The 17,709-nt window shown below is 68.2% G+C and carries 11 protein-coding genes; 7 read left to right on the plus strand and 4 right to left on the minus strand.

Annotated features, from left to right (window positions below; all coding sequences use genetic code 11):
- Positions 1-181: 181 nt before the first annotated feature.
- Positions 182-2,275: a DUF6351 family protein gene (locus NRF20_RS03025; RefSeq protein ID WP_413751940.1), complete on the minus strand. Its 2,094-nt coding sequence runs from the start codon at positions 2,273-2,275 to the stop codon at positions 182-184.
- 296 nt (positions 2,276-2,571) lie between these two features.
- Positions 2,572-3,714 carry a mandelate racemase/muconate lactonizing enzyme family protein gene (locus tag NRF20_RS03030; RefSeq protein ID WP_413751941.1) on the minus strand — a complete coding sequence of 381 codons (1,143 nt, stop codon included), beginning with the start codon at positions 3,712-3,714 and terminating at the stop codon, positions 2,572-2,574.
- A 235-nt stretch (positions 3,715-3,949) separates the two neighbouring features.
- On the opposite strand from NRF20_RS03030, the gene NRF20_RS03035 reads away from it, so the two are divergent.
- The 7 genes from NRF20_RS03035 to NRF20_RS03065 all read left to right on the plus strand — a co-directional run bounded on the left by NRF20_RS03035 (position 3,950) and on the right by NRF20_RS03065 (position 13,768).
- Entirely contained in the window at positions 3,950-4,951 is a 1,002-nt protein-coding gene (locus NRF20_RS03035; RefSeq protein WP_398632894.1) for a LacI family DNA-binding transcriptional regulator, read from the plus strand.
- Positions 4,952-5,070: 119 nt separating this feature from the next.
- On the plus strand, positions 5,071-6,411 hold the full coding sequence (locus NRF20_RS03040; protein ID WP_398632895.1) for an ABC transporter substrate-binding protein: 1,341 nt from the start codon (positions 5,071-5,073) through the stop codon (positions 6,409-6,411).
- A gap of 7 nt (positions 6,412-6,418) precedes the next feature.
- On the plus strand, positions 6,419-7,369 hold the full coding sequence (locus NRF20_RS03045) for a carbohydrate ABC transporter permease (RefSeq protein WP_398632896.1): 951 nt from the start codon (positions 6,419-6,421) through the stop codon (positions 7,367-7,369).
- Positions 7,366-8,244 carry a carbohydrate ABC transporter permease gene (locus tag NRF20_RS03050; RefSeq protein WP_398632897.1) on the plus strand — a complete coding sequence of 293 codons (879 nt, stop codon included), beginning with the start codon at positions 7,366-7,368 and terminating at the stop codon, positions 8,242-8,244. Before NRF20_RS03045 ends, NRF20_RS03050 begins: the two co-directional genes overlap by 4 nt.
- Before the next feature lie 104 nt (positions 8,245-8,348).
- Positions 8,349-10,640: a hypothetical protein gene (locus NRF20_RS03055; RefSeq protein WP_398632898.1), complete on the plus strand. Its 2,292-nt coding sequence runs from the start codon at positions 8,349-8,351 to the stop codon at positions 10,638-10,640.
- Positions 10,641-10,652: 12 nt separating this feature from the next.
- On the plus strand, positions 10,653-12,875 hold the full coding sequence (locus NRF20_RS03060) for an FAD-dependent oxidoreductase (RefSeq protein WP_398632899.1): 2,223 nt from the start codon (positions 10,653-10,655) through the stop codon (positions 12,873-12,875).
- A 26-nt stretch (positions 12,876-12,901) separates the two neighbouring features.
- Complete coding sequence (locus NRF20_RS03065) at positions 12,902-13,768, plus strand: NAD-dependent epimerase/dehydratase family protein (protein ID WP_398632900.1); 867 nt, start codon at positions 12,902-12,904, stop codon at positions 13,766-13,768.
- Here the strand turns inward: NRF20_RS03065 and NRF20_RS03070 are convergent.
- Both NRF20_RS03070 and NRF20_RS03075 read right to left on the minus strand, forming a co-directional pair.
- On the minus strand, positions 13,755-14,582 hold the full coding sequence (locus NRF20_RS03070; protein WP_398632901.1) for a hypothetical protein: 828 nt from the start codon (positions 14,580-14,582) through the stop codon (positions 13,755-13,757). The genes NRF20_RS03065 and NRF20_RS03070 overlap by 14 nt on opposite strands.
- A 309-nt stretch (positions 14,583-14,891) precedes the next feature.
- On the minus strand, positions 14,892-17,678 hold the full coding sequence (locus NRF20_RS03075; RefSeq protein ID WP_413751942.1) for a DUF1349 domain-containing protein: 2,787 nt from the start codon (positions 17,676-17,678) through the stop codon (positions 14,892-14,894).
- Positions 17,679-17,709 lie beyond the last annotated feature (31 nt).

Below are 17,709 nucleotides of genomic sequence, written 5' to 3' on the forward strand. Positions count from 1 at the left end.
CGGCGTCGTAGGCGGCTCCCAGGCCGGCCATCCGTTTCCGATTCGCTGACCAGCCCGTCGCGGCCAGCCGCGACGGGCTTTTGCGGTTCCGGCCCGCGGGGTGCGGGCCGGAACCGGCGAGGTGGTGCGATTGCTGCGAGAGGTCACACTGCCCAGTTTTGGCTCACCTGCCGCGAGCCTGTCACTTCCGGTCGAAGGAGAGCCATGTACCGGCGAGGTCCTGCTGACCCGCCCCGGGCCTGGACCAGTCGCAGACACCGTTCCGGAAGATCGCCTTCAGATCCTTGAACTGACCGTCGGTCACCGGCACTCGGTAGTCGGAGCGGATCACGGGACGCTTGCGGCACTTGACGATGTCGTTGGCCACATCGGCTCCGGCGACCATCCGCGGCGATGTCCACACCGGGTAGAGGGTGTTGCACTCGGTGTTGTCGATGCCCTCGACCTGGGGCTCCGCGATCTTCCTCGCACCGATGCCACGGGTCCAGCAGGCGTCCGTGAGACCCTGCGGCTGGTGGCGGACGATCTTCTCGATGGGGGCGTCATTGCCGGCGTCTCCCTTGATGCCGGTGAGCCACCGGTCCATGTCGGACAGCATCCCGGCGAGAGTGAATCCGTGCCCGTTGGAGCGGGTGAGCATGACCTGGTTGGCGTGGGTTCCGTTGGCCTTGTCCAAGCGCACCCGGGTGGAGAAGGAGTGGAAGCGCATGTGCATGTCACCGGCCGCGGCGTCGTCCGTGTAGTCGCGGTAGTCGATGATCGGAACGTCGGCGAGGCCGCCACCGCCGTTCAGCATGCGGCCCGTGCGGTAGGCCGTCCGTACCGCCTTGAGGTCGGCGACGGTGCGCTCCGCGGCGGGCTTGGCGTCGTCGTCGAGGCCGCCGATGCGCCGGTTCAGGTCGATGAACTGGTCCATGTCGATGGTCCCCTTGTTCAGGGCCTCAAGTCCGTACTGGATACCGGTGTTGTCGAGCGGCCTGCGCGCCTTCCCGGTCTCCGGCACCTCGCCGTAGACGTTCACGGTGTGGCTGTAGACGTCACAGCGGGCACCGTCCGGGTTGGTGTCGGGGTCGTAGCGCTGTCCCTCGGGCAGCTGGGGCGGGCAGAACACCGTGGGGTCAATACGGCCGCCGGCCCTGGCCAGGCTGCCGATGCTCTCCCACTTGCCGAACCCGGAGACCGCCTTCTGCTGCTCCTTGGTGAACGCGTCCGGCGCGACTTCCTTGAAGTAGTGGTTCAGGAGCTGGGCGTCGCTGAGCGTCTGAATCGTCCCGAAGCCGACGTCGGGGAAGCTGCAGCCGGAGAGGATGCCGTCCAGCAGACCCGGGTAGTTGTCGGCGATCTGGTGGGTCTGGTACGAGCCGCCGGAGCAGCCGTTTCCGATGGTGAAGGCCGGGTCGCCGTACGTCTCCACGAAGCGTTCCTTGACCATGCTCATGGTCTCGGCGGCCAGCAGGTCGTTGCAGTTGTTGCCGAAGACGTTCAGCGTGGACGATGCGACGCCGTAGCCCTTGCTCAGATACGTGTCGTTCATGATGCCGACGGTGTTGCGGCCCTGGACGTACCAGCCGCCGTTACAGCCCCCGCCGAAGCCGTACACGAGGCGCCCGTTCCAGCCCGGCCCACGCTGCAGCGGGTCGGGGTTACCGGCGTTCGGGTCGTGCAGCACGGCCGTCTCGTAGATGCCGCGGTTGATGGTGCCGGTCTCTACGCGGACGATGTACGGCACCTTCTTGCCCGCGCTCGTCGTGGCGGTCGCCAGGTCGGCGGGACGGACGTTCTCATCGGGCAACGGAACGAACTTGCCGGCCGTGGTGCGATACATGTAGTCGACGCGGGTCTTGACCGAGCAGTCCTTGTCGATCGGCTGCCCGAGGGTACCGCCGGTGACCGTCTTGAACTCGGCGGTGTCACAGACGAACGGCTGCTCGTGCGGCCCGGAGAACACCGGCCCCGTGATGGGGTGGTTCTTCAGGGTCAGTTGTCCGGAGTCCGCGCTCTGAGCCCTGGCCGTGAGCCTGTTGTCGCCCTTGAACAGCTCCTTCACCACGCCCATCAGCGCGTTGTCACCGGAGGGCCGGAAGCTCGAGGTCACGTCCCGGCCGTCCACCTCGACCCGGACCTTGTCGCCCGCTATGGAGGCGGGCACCTCCACACGTATCAGGGCGTCGTCTCCCGACACCACGCCGGGCCGCGACGATACGGCCGTCACCTGTAGCTTCTCGCGTTCCTGGCTGCCGGCCGGCGTCGCCGACGCGCCTACCAGCACGCCCATGAACGCTATGCCGACAAGGCCCAGTTCGACTGGTCTCGCGGCTCCTCTGAACGACACGACGGAACTCGCCTCACTTCCTGGAGTCGGACTTCGTACTCAGTGTGCAGAAGCGGGCTGTGGGCCCGCCGGGACGGTGATGCGCATGTCCCGTTGTCGTGGGTGTGCGGCTTCTCAGCCAGTAACCGGAAGGGGCCCGGTTCCTGTCCGGCGTCCTGTTCGGTACCGGATGGGACACAGGGGTTGTACGCCGTCGATTCCGCGGGGGCGGGCCCGCGCGGCCGACCGGCCCTGCGCGGCTACCAGTTGGTGAACGCCCCGTCCGCCGTGCGCAAGTGCGGGCGCTCGGCCGCCGCGGCCTGGTACCGGCGCGCCGCCTCCCGGTCGATGTCGACGCCGATGCCGGGCAGTTCGCTCAACTCCACCCGCCCCGGCAGGATCGTCGGCCGCGCGGTGAAGAGGGCGGCGATGGCCGGATCGGGGTCGGTCTGGTGCTCCTGGATCGCCACATTGGGGCAGGCCAGGTTGAGTTGGAGCGAGGAGGCGGCGGTGACCGGGCCGAGCGGGTTGTGGGTGGCGAGCTTGATGTGGTGGGTCTCCGCCATCGCCGCGATCTTCTTCGCCTCGGTCAGGCCAGCGGCCACCCCGACGTCCACGCGCGCGTAATCGATGAGGTCGTCCTCGATGAGTGTCCTGAACTCCCATTTGGAGCCGTACTGTTCACCTGCGGCCAGCGGTACGCCGGTGCGGGTCCGCAGCATGCGGTAGCTGTCCGGGTTCTCACAGCGCAGTGGGTCCTCGACGAAGAACGGGCGGGCCGCCTCGATCTCCCGGCACAGGGTCAGCGCCTCCGGCGGATCCAGGCGCGTATGGACGTCGAGGATCAGCTCCACCTCGTCGCCGACCGCGTCCCGCACCTGGTGAAAGAGGTCGACCGAGTCGCGCAGGCAGCGACGGGCGTCGAGCGTGCCGTCCGCGTCGTGCGGCGAGGCGAACCGCAGATGGCGCCAGCCCGCGGCGACCAGGTCGCGGCAGCGGTCCAGGAACCACGCGCGGTCGTGGTAGCCGTCGCCGACATGCACATAGGCGGGTACGTGATCACGCACCCGGCCGCCGAGGAGCTCATGCACCGGTACGCCGAGCGCCTTGCCGCGGATGTCCCAAAGGGCCACGTCCACCGCTGCGATGGCGGCGCCGAGTATGCGGTCGGCGGGGAAGAACCCGCGCCGGAACATCACCTGCCAGAGGTGCTCGATCCGTCGCGGGTCCTCGCCGACGATCAGCTCCGCGAGGTGCTCGAGACCGCCCGCGACCGCCCGTTGGCGCGACCTGATGCCGACCTCGCCCAGGCCGTGGATGCCCTCGTCGGTGTCGACCACGACCAGCATCATGCTGTCGCCGTGGTCGGGGAGAGTCAGCACTTCCAGGCCGGTGATCTTCATTCCACTCCTCTATGAAAACGTTCCCGCAATTTCAGTGCCGTTCTTGAGAACACATCATCGGCAGCAATCGAGCTGAAGCGCAAGACCCGTGCATCCAGAAGGTTTTCCTCGATGAAATAGTCCTGACACACGTCTTGACACGCCCTGGGAACGTTCGCAAACATCAACCGCATTCGCAGGATCCAGATGCGAGACGACCGGGGTCCCCCGGCTCAAGACGACGAGGAGGCCGTCCGTGGCAGTCACGATCCGGGAGGTGGCGAGCGCCGCGGGCGTCTCGGTGTCGACGGTGTCCCGTGCGTTCACCGCACCCGACCAGGTGCAGCCGACGACGCGGCAGCGCATCCTCGACGCCGCGGCCAAGCTCGGCTACTCCCCCAACCCGGCGGCCCGTTCACTGCGCGGCGGCGGCACCGGAACGCTCGGCCTGATCGTCCCGGACATCGCCAACCCGTTCTTCCCGCCGATCATCAAGGCGATGCAGGCCCGCGCCCGGCACCTTGGCTACACGGTCCTGGTCGCCGACAGCGACGAGCGCGAGGCGGACGAGCTGGCCGCCATCGCGGCCGTATCGAAGCGGGTCGACGGCCTGATCCTGTGGGCCTCCACCCTCACCGAGGACCGGCTCCATGAACTCGCGGGCCGGATGCCGCTGGTGGTGGTGAACCGTCATGTGCCGGGCATCCCCGAGGTCCGGATCTCACTGTCCGCCGGCATCGCGCAGGCCGCCGAGCAGTTGAAGGCGTACGGTCACCGGCGCTGCGTCTTCATCAACGCGTCCCGCGCCGAGCTGAGCCGCGGCAAATCCATCCAGGAGTCCTTCGAAGCGCTCGACCTCTCCCTGTCCGAGCTCGGCCCGTACGAGCCGCGGTTCGAGACGGGCGTGCACGCCGCCACCCTCGTCGCCGCCCACGAAGCGACGGCCGTGATCGCCCACAACGACCTGGTCGCCCTCGGCGTGCTGCACCAGATGGCCAACCTCGGCGTGAGCGTGCCGCGCGACGTCAGCGTCATCGGCATCGACGACACGCTGCTCGCCTCCGTCTCCACCCCCAGCCTCACCACGATCAGGATCGACCCCGAAGAGATCGCCACACGTGCGGGGGACCTCCTGATCGAGACGATCGCGAGCACAACAGGCCGTACTGGACAAGGACTTGAAGTCACTTCCCCCTTCGTGGAGATCGGCTCCCGCCTGATCCCCCGCGCCTCGACGGGCCCCGCACCCGCCCACTGATCCACGGCGCACACCACCACAACGAGCAAAACACCGCACTACACCGCACCGAGCCCACTCCTGCCCTTCTTGGAGCCGTTATGCCCAGAAACTCCCGCTGTGCGGCCATACTTGGCTGCATGGCGCTGACCGCGACCCTCGCGGGCTGTTCCTCCCTCACCCCGAGCAGCGCCGGCGGGGACGGCGATCTCGTGCTGCGGGTGCAGGGCATGCCGCCGGCCACCGACAAGCCGGGGGTCGCCCTGTTCAAGAAGCAGGTGGCCGACTTCGAGAAGGCCAACCCGGGCATCAAGGTCAAGGGTTCGACCACGGTCTTCGACCCGCTGACGTTCTCCGCGAAGCTGTCCGGCGGCAATGTCGAGGACGTCATCAAGGTGCCGCTGACCGAGCCGCAGCGGCTCATCCAGCAGAAGCAGGTGCAGCCGATCACCGGGCAGCTCAAGGAGTGGAAGCACTTCAAGGAGTTCAACCCTCAGGTCCTCCAGCCGCTCACCGACAGCGCCGGCGACGTGTACGGCGTACCGCAGAATCCTTACGCCCAGGGCCTGGTCTACAACCGCGAGCTCTTCGAGAAGGCCGGCCTCGACCCCGACAGACCGCCGACCACCTGGGCGGAAGTCCGCACCGCCGCCAAGAGGATCAGCGACAGGACCGGCAAGGCGGGCTTCGTCCACGAGTCCAAGGACAACCAGGGCGGCTGGCAGCTGACGATGCTGTCGTACGCCTTCGGTGGCGAGCTGGAGAAGGAGCAGGGTGGCAAGTACACCGCCACGCTCACCGGGGAGCCGACGAAGAAGGGGTTGCGGCTGCTCAAGGACATGCGCTGGAAGGACGATTCGCTCGGCAAAACCCTCCTCAACAATCAGAACGACGTGATCAAGCAGTTCGCGGCCGGGCAGGTCGGCATGTTCATGGGCAGCCCGGGGACGTACCGACTGGCGAAGATGCAGTTCGGCATGGAGAACACCGACGCCTTCGGAGCGGCCCCGATGCCGCAGTCCGGCGGCGACGCGACACTCACCGGCGGCGACATCTACATGGTCCCGAAGTCCGCCGACAAGAAGCATGCGGCAGCCGCCGTCGAGTGGCTGACCTTCGCCTACGCCAAGCCGCAGTACAGCACCGACATGGCCGCCGAGCAGGCCAAGGCGCTCTCTGTCGACCCGAAGTCCGCGGTGGGCGTGCCGACACTGCCGGTCTTCGACAAGAAACGGCAGACCGAGATCGACGCCGCGATCAAGCCGTACGTCAATGTGAAGCTGCAGAACTTCAAGCCGTACATCGACGGCCTCTCCACGCTGAAGCTGAAGCCGGAGCCGCCGTACCAGGCACAGAAGCTGTACACCGCGCTCGACCCGGTGGTCCAGGCGGTGCTCACCAAGCGCGACGCCGACATCGACTCCCTGCTGGCCTCGGCCGAGAAGGACGTCAATGCCAAGCTCGCCGCGGACCAGGAGTAGCCGGCCCATGGCCCTGCTCACTCCGTCCCGGCGCCCGGCCGCTGTGTCCAAGGAACCCGTGCCGCCGGCCCTGCCACAGCGGCGGCGTGGCACCGGCGCCCGCAAACAGTTCACGGCCTGGCTGTTCCTCGTCCCCGCGCTGCTGGTCTTCGGGCTCTTCGCCTGGTGGCCGATCGTGCGCAGCCTGCTGCTCAGCTTCCAGAGGACCAACCTCGTCGAGCCCGCGGTCTGGGTCGGCCTCGACAACTTCCGTACGCTCTTCGACGATCCGCTGCTCGGCACCGCCGTCGGGAACACCCTGTTCTTCGTGGTCCTCGGCCTGCTGATCGGCTTCCCGGCGCCGCTGATCCTGGCCGCGATCATGTCGACGGTGCGGCGCGGCGCGGGCGTCTACCGCTTCCTGGTGTATCTGCCGGTGGTCATCCCGCCCGTCGTGGCGATCCTGCTCTGGAAGTGGTTCTACGATCCCGGGAGCGGGCTCTTCAACAACGTCCTCGGCAAGGTCGGGCTCGGCCCGTACTCGTGGCTGGAGACCTCCGACAGCGCCATGCTCTCGCTGGTCCTGGAGGCCACCTGGGCGGGCATGGGCGGTGCCGTCCTGATCTACCTCGCGGCGATGGTCGGCATCCCCGGCGAACTCTATGAGGCCGCCGAAGTGGACGGCGCCGGCATCTGGCGGCGGATCTGGCATGTGATGCTGCCCCAACTCCGTTCTGTCATCGGACTGTTGCTGCTCGTCCAGCTGATCAACACGGTGCAGGTCTTCACTGAGCCGTACGTCTTCACCGGCGGCGGACCCGAGAACTCCACCCTGACGGTCCTGCTGTTGATCTTCCGGTACGCCTTCCAGGACGGCGAGTACGGCCAGGCCGCCGCGCTCTCCTTCCTGATGGTGCTCGCCCTCGCCCTGCTCTCCGCGGTGTATCTGCGGGCCACCCGCAGCTGGAGCACGTCATGACCACGCTCACCACCTTCGTCTCCACCAGCGACCGCCAGCGGCCCGGTGTGCGCGCCGCAGTGCGCTCCATCCAGGTGTTCACCCTGATCCTGCTGCTGCTCATCGGCATCGGACCGCTGTACTGGATGGTCAAGGGCGCGGTCTCACCGCCCACCGAGCTCACCACTCAGCCCCTGGCCCTCTGGCCGGACCGGCCGGCCCTGGGCAACTTCTCGACGGCGTACACCGATCTGAGTGTCGGCCGCTATCTGATGAACACCTTCCTGGTGGTCGGCGGATCGTGGTTCGTGCAGCTCTTCGTCTCGGCCACGGCGGGCTTCGCCCTCTCGGTACTCAGGCCGAAGTTCGGCAAGGTCGTCTACGGGGCGATCCTCGCCACGATGTTCGTGCCGTACACGGTGAACATGGTCAGCCTCTTCATGACCGTGATCGATGTGCCGTTCCTCCACCTCAACCTGGGCGACACCTACTGGGCGATCTGGCTGCCGGCCGGCACGAACGCCTTCACGGTGCTACTCGCCAAGCAGTTCTTCGACGCCCTGCCGAAGGAGTTGTTCGACGCGGCGCGGGTCGACGGGGCGAGTACCTGGCAACTACTCACCAAGATCGTGCTGCCCATGAGCAAGCCGGTGCTCGCCGTGATCAGTCTGCTCGCGGTGATGCACTCCTGGAAGGACTTCATCTGGCCGCTGGTGGCCATCACCGACCCCGAGAAGCAGCCGATCAGCGTCGCTCTCGCCCAGCTCGCCACGCAGGCTCCGCAGGACCAGCTGATCGCCGCGATGGTGCTCGCCGTCGCCCCGCCGGTGCTCGTCTTCGTCGTCTGCCAGAAGTACATCGTCGCCGGGCTCGGCTTCACCGGAGTCAAGGGCTGAGTTCCACCGGAGCCGACGACCGAGCCATCAACTGCCCCACCACACCTTCCGCTTCGGAAACCTCGGAGCATCCGGAACACCCCGACCAAGAGAAGGGCACCTCCATGTCAGTCGCCCGCCGCAGATTCATCCAGGGCACGGCCGTCGCCACCGGCGCCGCGCTGCTGCCGACCGTTCCCGCGTACGCCGCGGACCCGGTCACCATCGAGGCCGACGGCATCACCCTGGTCGGCCGTAGCGACGGCAGCGTCCTCGTGCAGGACGGTGCGGGCGCCGACCGCATCCTGCTCAGCCACTTCATGATCAAGGACACTGCGCTCGGCCAGCAGCGCACCTTCGGCGGTACGCCCGCCCGGATCACGCTCCCCGACGGGCGGCCCGCGATTCAGGTCACGTACACGATGGCGAGCAACGCGTCCGGAGTCACGGTGCGCGGCACCTTCGACGTCACCCCTCGCAAGGCACACATGAAGTGGGAGGTCGGCGGCTCCAGCACGCTTACCCCGGCCGGCTTCATGTTCTCCCGCACGGTGTACGAAGCGAGCGCGGCGGAGTCGTACGAAGCACTGACCGTCTGGGAGCGGGACGCCCGAGGCGGCATTCCGTACGAGGTGAACGCGGGCGGCGCGTACGTGGAGACGTGGGCGGGGTCGAAGGGCTTCTTCTGCCTCTCGTCCACCAACCCCGCGAGCACGAACGCCACATGGGTCCATTCCCCCGGCACCTCGACCGGCGCGAGCACCGCGGTCACCGAGGCCGATCTGGTCCTCGGCGATCTGCGGCCGCGCGGGGCGGGAGCGCTCGCTGCCAAGAGGCCCCTCGGCGTGGAGGTGTGGACCGACCAGCCGTTCAACCTCTACAAGGCGGCCGGGCAGACGATGACGCTCAAGGCGCAGGTCGTCAACGGCTCCGCCGCGGCCAGGAAGGTGACCCTGAAGTGGTGGGCGCGGGACTTCGGCGGCAAGACGATCGCCGGTGGAACGCTCTGCAGGAGCCTCGCGGCGGGCGCCGCCTGGAACGCCTCCTTTCCCCTGACCTCGCCGTCGCAGAACATCGTGTTCACCGAGGTGGAGGCGGTCAGCGGCAGTGACAAGGCGCTGGCCCGCACGAATCTGAGCGTGCTCCCGGAGTTCGCGTACAAGGCGGGCAAGGAGTCGATGTTCGGCCTCGCCAACTACCCCTGGCTGCTCAAGCCCGGCAAGGACGCCGTGCTCGGGCTGGTCAAGACGCTCGGCATCAAGTGGATCCGCATCGCCTACGCGGGTGCCCCGGGCATCGACATCGCGACTCTGGACGCGAACGGCATCGGGCACAACGTGGAGCTGAGCGGCATCCCCGTGGGCGGAAGTCCGGAGCAGATCGCGGCCTGGGCCGACACGAATGTCGCCAAGGCCCTGGACGCCGAGGCCGCGTACTTCGAGGTGAGCAACGAGGTCAACCAGCCCTGGATGTCGGGCCGCGGCGCCGACGCCTACGTCCGGGACGGTCTGCGCCAGGTCACCACGCGCCTCGACGCGGCGGGCTCGCGGATGAAGGTCATGAACGCCGGCCTCGGCGGCATGGACTACGTATGGACCAAGAACTTCCATGACGCAGGCGGCTGGGACCTCATCGACGCCTTCGCCTTCCACCCCGGTCGCGGCAACTTCACGCCCGACTTCGCGCCACCGCCCGAGGAGTGGACGCAGGGGTCGTCCGGCTCGTACTGGAACTTCCTCGGCGCACTGCGCAAGGCGAACCAGGTCCTGGAGGAGTACGGCGGCGACAAGGAGCTGTGGCTCACCGAGGCGTACGCACCGACCCGGCCCAACGCGTGGTGGAGCGACACCTACCGGCACGCCGCCGAGAACACGCTGCTCACGCTCGCTCTCGCCAAGTCCGAGAAGGTGCGCGCCGTCAACTGGTACCAGCTGCACGACTCGACGATCCACCACCCGCAGGAGGCCGACCCGGCCAACCCCGAGTACCACTACGGCCTGATGAACCGCGACACCAGCGCCAAGCCCTCGCTCCTCGCCTTCGCGACCGCCGCCCGGGTCCTGGACGAGGCCGAGTTCGTCCGGCATCTCGACTTCACGGACCAGGACATCAAGGGGCTCCTCTTCACCACTCCCGGCGGACCGGTGTCGATCATCTGGAGCCGCAAGGACGGGTACATCCTCAACTCCGAGCACGGGGAGGATCCCTGGTACGCGTCGCCGGAGCCCTGGGTCGACACCTGGACTACCAGGACCGCGGTCGTCGCCCACTCGGGGACGGTCAAGGGCACGGTGCGGGAGCTGAACTGCATCGGCCAGGAGCGCACCCTGAAAGCCTCCGGCGGCAAGGTCACCCTCACCCTCGACGGTGCCCCGCGCATCTACTACGGTCTCGCCGCCAATCCCGACTGGAAGTAAGTGACGTACGACATGAGGAATGAAACCGCACGGCACGACATCACCGTCGTCGGCGGCGGCCTGGCCGGGGTCTGCGCGGCGATCGCCGCGGCCCGGCTCGGCCGGAGCGTCGCGCTGATCAACAACAGGCCGGTGCTCGGCGGCAACGCGAGCAGCGAGGTCAGGGTCTGGGTGTGCGGCGCGACCGGCCACGGCAAGAATCACCATGCCCGTGAGGGCGGCATCATGGGCGAGTTGCTCGTGGAGAACCAGTTCCGCAACCCGGACGGGAACCCCTACTACTGGGATGCCGTGGTCCTGGACGCTGTACGCGCCGAGCCCGGCATCACGCTCTACCTCAACACCGACGTGCGCGAGGTCGACGCCGAAGGCCCGGACGAGGCCCGGCGGATCACCTCGGTCACCGGCTGGATGATGGGCTCGGAGCGGCGGATACGTTTCGAGAGCTCGCTCTTCCTCGACTGCACGGGAGACGGCCTGATCGGCCACCTGGCGGGCGCCCACCACCGCATCGGCCGGGAATCGCGCACCGAGTACGACGAGGCATGGGCTCCGGAGACGGCCGACGACATCACCCTGGGCTCCACTCTCCTCTTCTACACGAAGGATGCCGGTCACCCGGTCAAGTTCGTGCCGCCGAACTTCGCCAAGGACATCACCCGGACCTCCATCCCGCAGCGCCGCATCATCAAGGCGGGCGACAACGGCTGCGCGTACTGGTGGATCGAGTTCGGCGGCGAGCTCGACACCGTCCACGACAACGAACGCATCCGCGACGAGCTGTGGTCGGTGATCCACGGTATCTGGGACCACATCAAGAACTCCGGCGAGTTCGACGCGGCGAACATGACCCTGGAGTGGGTGGGCTCGGTCCCCGGCAAACGGGAGTACCGTCGCTTCCTCGGCGACTACGTCCTGCACCAGGGCGACATCCTCGGCCAGACCGAGTTCGCCGACCGGGTCGCTTTCGGCGGCTGGTCGATCGACCTGCATCCGCCGCAGGGCATGTACGCCACCGATGCAGGTGCCAAACAGCTCTACGCGGACGGCATTTACCACATTCCGTACCGCAGCCTCTACTCGGTGAACACCGAGAACCTGCTCTTCGCCGGGCGCAACATCTCCGCCAGCCATGTTGCCTTCGGCTCGACCCGCGTCATGGCGACCTGCGCCACGATCGGCCAGGCGGCCGGCACGGCGGCGGCACTCTGCGCCACCGGGGATGTCACCCCGCGCGAACTCCCCGTACCCGAGCTGCACACGGCGCTGCTGCGCCAGGATGCCTCGCTCATCGGCCTCGCCTCGACGGACCCGGAGGACCTGGCGCTGCGGGCGACGGCCACGGCATCGTCCACCTTGAGCGGCCTGGCAGTCGAGGACTCCGACGAGCCATGGCCGCTCGCGGCGGACGCCGGACTCGTCCTCCCCGCGGACCCGGGCCTCTCCGGGGTGGAGCTGCTCGTCGACGCCGACCGCGACACCGAGATCGTGATCGATCTGTACGACCCCGAACTCGGCCAGAACTACGTCCCGCGCCGCCTCGTCACCTCCACCACCCTGCCCGTCGCCGCCGGTGCCCGGCAGTGGCTCAAAACGGGCCTGGACTGGTCTCCCGAAACCCCGCGCAACGCCTTCCTGGTCGTCCGCGCCAACGACGCCCTCGCCCTGCACCGCTCCGACCGCCCGACCCCCGGCGTCCTGTGCTTCACGCGCGTCCCGCTGCGCCCGTCGGACGAATCGCCGCAGTTGCTGCGCGAGTGGACGGACACAGGCCTGCTGCGCCGCACATTCTGCTTCCGCATGGGAGAGACCGCGGCCTACTCCCCCGCCAAGGCCACCGACGGCTATGCCCGCCCGTACGCGGGACCGCACATGTGGGTCTCCGCACCCCTGGCGGACGTCCCTTCCCCCTGGCTCGAGTTGGCGTGGCCCGAACCGGTCGCCCTGGGCCGGATCGAGGTCATCGCCGACGACGACGTCAACGAGGACCTGATCAACCTGCACCACCACCGCACGCCCTTCGACACCCTCCCCACCCTCCTTCGCGACTACCGCGTCGAGGCACTGGATACTGACGGCACCTGGCGCGTCATCGCCCGTGCGGCGCAGAACCGGCGGCGACGCGAGACGCACACGCCGGCGGAGCCGGTCACCACATCGGCGATCCGGGTCGTCGTCGAAGCCACCAACGGGGCGGCGTCGGCGCACGTCGTCGCCGTGCGCGCCTACAAGTAGAAGCACCGACGCAGGGGAGTGGCTGGATGGTCGGCAGAGTGATGGTCACCGGGGCCGCCGGGCGGATCGGGCGAGCGGTCCTCGCGCTGCTCGCCGAGCGCGGGATCGAGGCGAACGCCTTGGTCCTCGACGACCCCGGCGATCTGGCGGCGCGCCTGGTCGTGAACGGTGACGCCGCCGACGCGAAGACCGTGCGGGCGGCTCTGGAGGGCGCCGACGCGGTCATCCACCTGGCGGCGATCCCGACTCCCGAGCGCAACACCGCGCTGGAGGTCTTCGGGGGCAACAGCCTCTCCACCTTCACCGTCCTGGAGGAGGCCGGCCGGGCCGGGATCCGGCATGCGGCGGTGGCGAGCTCCTGGGGTGTCACGGGCCTGCCCTGGACGGACGTCGAGGATCCGCATCCGCCGTACGCACCGGTCGATGAGGCAATGGCCTCCCAGGTGGCCGACCCTTACGGCCTCTCCAAACAGGTCGACGAGCTGACAGCGCAGATGATGGCGCGGCGGCACGGGATGAGCGTGGTGTGCCTGCGCTATCCGTACGTGGGCGGATTCGAGGAACGGCTGCACGCGCACGCCGCCCGGCTCACGGCCGACCCGGCCGCGGGGGCAAGGGACCTGTGGACGTACCTCGAGGTCCATGACGCGGCGAGAGCCGCGCTGCTGGCCTTGGACGTACCCGGCCGTGCGGCACACGCGGTACACCTCTGCGCCCCCGAGATCATCGTGCCGTACCCGACGGAGGAACTGCTGCGCCGCTACCACCCCACCACCGCGCTGCGGCACCCGCTGCCGGGTCGCGCGGCGCCGGTCGACACCTCGGCCGCGCGCAGGCTGCTCGGATTCACGGCACGGAATCTCCTCGGTCGCGGGGCGGTTACCCCGACTTGAGATCACGACGGCCGCCGAGCCGCCGCAGAACGGGATCGAGTGGCTTGGTCGCTGCGGTGAACAGTTCGGCGGCCCGGCGGTAGGAGAGCCGTCCTCGGCCGGTCACCGGGCAGCGGTCGGCTGCCGGTGTGGTGGCGGGCGCCCGCCGGTCGGTGACGAATACCGGCCCGGCAGGGGTGCGCCCGACCAGCAGCATCGGCAGCAGGTGCGCTGTGCACGATCCCCAGCTCAGTGGTGGGGCCGTGCCCGCTCTGGTGCGTCGGCCGGGCAGGTCGAGCCGGTCGATGTCGAGGGCGAGCACCCGCTCGACGGGGGCTCCCGATTCGTGGAGGAGGTGCCACAGGGTCAACTCCCTCAGCGGGGCCCGCAAGGCGAGGGCAGCGCGCGCCCGATCCTGGCCGACAGCAGTCGCCGAAGGGGCCACGGAATCCCCCGAGGGATTTGGCGCCGGTCCAGGCCGTGGCGGCGGAGCCGCGAGACCGGCCGCCGGGTCGGCGGTGATCCAGCCCCGGGCTTGCCACCATGTGGTCGCGGCTCGAAGGCAGGCCGGTTCGCGGGCCAGTGTGCGTGGTTCCGCCTCGGCGGCGCGGTCGGCCAGTCCCCGTTGCAACCGCTCCGGGGCCTGCGGGTCGTCGAGCAGGGCCAGCGGAGCAATGGGCGGATGGGCGCCCCTGCGCTCGCGACCGGTCGGGGCCCGGCGGTCGACCAGCGGCCAGGCCCATCCGTACAGGGAGATGCGGTAGACGCGGCGGCAGGCGCTGCCCAGATCGGCCGCGGCGAGGGCGGTGGGGCGATGCTGCCGTCCGCCGGACACTCCTCGCTACAGGGAGTGACTGCGAACAGGTCGTCGTCGAGCAGCTTCTGCCAGGTGTTCGTGTGCTTCTTGATGCCGGCGTCCGTGAAGTCGATGGTGACGTCGATGCCCTTGGCAGTAACCCTGACAATCTCAGTACAGCTCACCCTGCGGTTCGTTCCGCTCGTGGGAGTCGCGCTGGTTGTCCTCGCCCCGATTCTCGGCGTGTTGTTGGTGCGACACCGGCCCTCCGCGGGAGGGCCGGCGTCGCACCAACGCAACTACTGGACGAACGGCGTCTGACTGGCGGGGAGCGGGGAGTGCCGGCGGCTAATCCATGAAGGGCACCTGCTTCCCGCTGATGGTTGCGTCGCGGAACTCGAACGGCTGGTCGGGTGCTGGATTCTCCACCTCTGCCATGACGCCGAACCGGGCCTGCCCGAGCCACGCCGCGGAGATCGGTGATCCGATTGGTGTGAAGTCCACGCCGTTTGTCGACACGGAAGCCATGACCGTATCGCCGGTACGGGCCAGTCGCAGCCAGAGCGCGGACTGATCCGGGGCGGCGATCCGCCGGCTCTCCTCCGGCTGCCCAGCGGACTCGGTCACGACTGTGACGGTGGGAGTTCCGTCGTTGTGCTTGCGCTGCAGAGCGATGTAGTCGTTGTCGCCGCGGTAGAGCAGCAGGCCCGCCTCCATGTAGCCGCGCTGAGTCTTACCGACCATCTTCACGGTTGCCGTCCCCTCGCCGCCGCCGACGTCGGTCAGCACGATGTTGCGAGCCGAGTTCTGGTTGGCCCAGAGGAAACTGCTGCCGGTCGGGGTGAGCGACAGGGCCCCGTCGGGCAGAACTGCGCGCTTACTGGGGGTGTCGCGCAGCACGGTCCAGGAGTCGGACAGGGTGGGCGTCACGGCGCATTCAGGTGATGCCGGATCGCCGCCGACGGTCATCGTCAGGGCGCGGGAGACGAGTCGGCCGTTCTCCGTGTTGATCACTGCTGTCACCTCCGCGGTGCCCGCGGCGACCGCCGTCGCTGTACCGTCTGGTGCGACCTTCAGCACCCGTGGTTTGCTCGATCGGAACTTCGGCGCCTCGATCACCGGACGGATGTTGTCCTGCCCGAACCGGATGTCGTCCCCGTCGACAGTGACCTGGTCGGCTTGCGTCGCCTCAAGATCACCCCGCAGGTTCAGCCCGTTGTCGTACTTGTTGTCCTGGATGAGGACGTCACTCGAGCCGCGGAAGCGGAACAGGGACGAGGTGTGGGGTCCGTCGGCCGCGACGGCGCGGACCCGCGCCGTGGCGCCCACAGCGGGACACGGGTTGTTGGCCTGCACGGCGACGAGTTGGTCGCGGTCGAGGCGTTTGACGTGGTTGCTGCGGAAGGTGAGGCCACTGACGCTTTTGGCATTCACCAGTTCGACGTTGCCGATACGGAACTCGTTGTGCTCGACGCGGATCCCTTGGTGCACCGGGTTCTTGGGGTCGAGTACCTGGTTTGTCGGCTCAACGAAGATTACTGGGCCGGCCGGTCGGAGGAAGGTGTTGCGCCGGATGCGCACGTCTCGCACCGGCCCCGACTCGTACCACTGGTAGGCATCGGAGGAGATGAACACGCTTGCCATGGACATGCCGTCGAAGATGTTGTCCTCGATGACGACGGGTCGCCGCGTCGTGACGAGGATTCCCCGGGTCGGTACGTTCCGGAAGGTGTTGCCGGTGATCCGTGCCGAGGGCGTGTACGTCGTGTTCTCGGCGACGAAACCGCCCGCGGTGACGACATCGGGGATCGCCCGGTCGAATGTCACGGTCATCGTCGTGAGGGGTTTGTCGTGGTCCTGACCAGACGGTCCGTCGACGCTGCGGACCGTGGCGGTGCCGCCGGGCACGGCCGCCATGGTGCGCTTCTCGACGAACTCGACCTGGTCGCCCGGATGGAACTGGGGGAAGCCTGCCGTCTCGCTATGCATATAGGACAGCACCAACTTGTCCGGCGCGAGCCGCTGGGTCACCTCGACGTACGTACCGTGGATGTTGATGGGGTCGTCATGCGGTCCGTCGAAGGTGTTGTTCGTGATGGTCACGGCACCCTTGATCCCGGACATTTGGATGAAGTCGGCGAAGCCCGCGGTCGTGCGTCCGGTGGCGGGGTCGGTGCGGAACTCGTTGCCGTCGATGGTGATGTTCTCGCTCAACTGGCCGACGATGCCGAAGCCGTGCAGGTATCGGGCCGCGATCCCGCGGAGAGTCACGTCGCTCGACTCCCAGATGAACCCGGACGCGGTGTCCCGAGCCGTCTGCCGCATCTGGTAGACCAGTCCCCGGTCGGACGGCGCGGTGGAGGACTGGTAGTCGATGCGGATGCGGTTGTCTCCGAGGTCGGTGACCGCTGCCACGTTCCCGAAAAGCGGGTTGCCGCCGCGCCAGGTGCGCTGTGCTTTGGGGTCGTGGGTCTGGGAGTACTGCATCCTGTCGACACCGCTCCAGTAGGGCTGGCCGGTCGCCGGGCTGGTCTCACCGAGCCAGGTCACGTGGTTGTCCGCGACGCGGTACAGCGTCCCCGGCGGGACGTCGAGGATCCGGTAGGCCCTGCCGTTGGCGGTGCCCGTTTCGGCCACCGCGGCGTCGATGACCTTCGGGGTCGTGTAGTCGAAGCTGAAGTTCGTCGCGGTGACGTGCTGCGACCGGATGACGGCGAAGGCGCTCATCAGCCCGTGGAATTGCAGGTGTGATCCGTCCCCGTCGATCACGACATCCTTCATGTCCTCGATGAGGAGACCGATCCGCTTGTTGCGGTAGCGCTCGTCGGCGCCGGCGGTATTGGAGATGTAGAGCTCCCGCGATTCGGCCTGCTCGGGATAGAGGTGGTACTTGCCGTGGGGGAAGAGCACACGGACCGGGCCGTCGACCGACTTGGCATGCCTCAACGCGGCGGCCACGGCGGCGGCGCTGTCCGATCGCCCGGTTGGGTCCGCGCCGAAGTCGGTCACCCGTACGACCGTTGCTGACGCCCCCTGCCCGGCCGCGACAGGCACCGCCAGGAAGCTGAGGAGTACGCCGACGAGGAATATGCCGGCGGCGCGGAAAACAATTTGAATGGATGGTGGGCGCATCATGGATGGCCTTTCCTGACGGATTCGGAACGAG

It is taken from the genome of Streptomyces sp. R-74717, assembly GCF_047305335.1.
Classification (GTDB): Bacteria; Actinomycetota; Actinomycetes; order Streptomycetales; family Streptomycetaceae; genus Streptomyces; species Streptomyces atratus.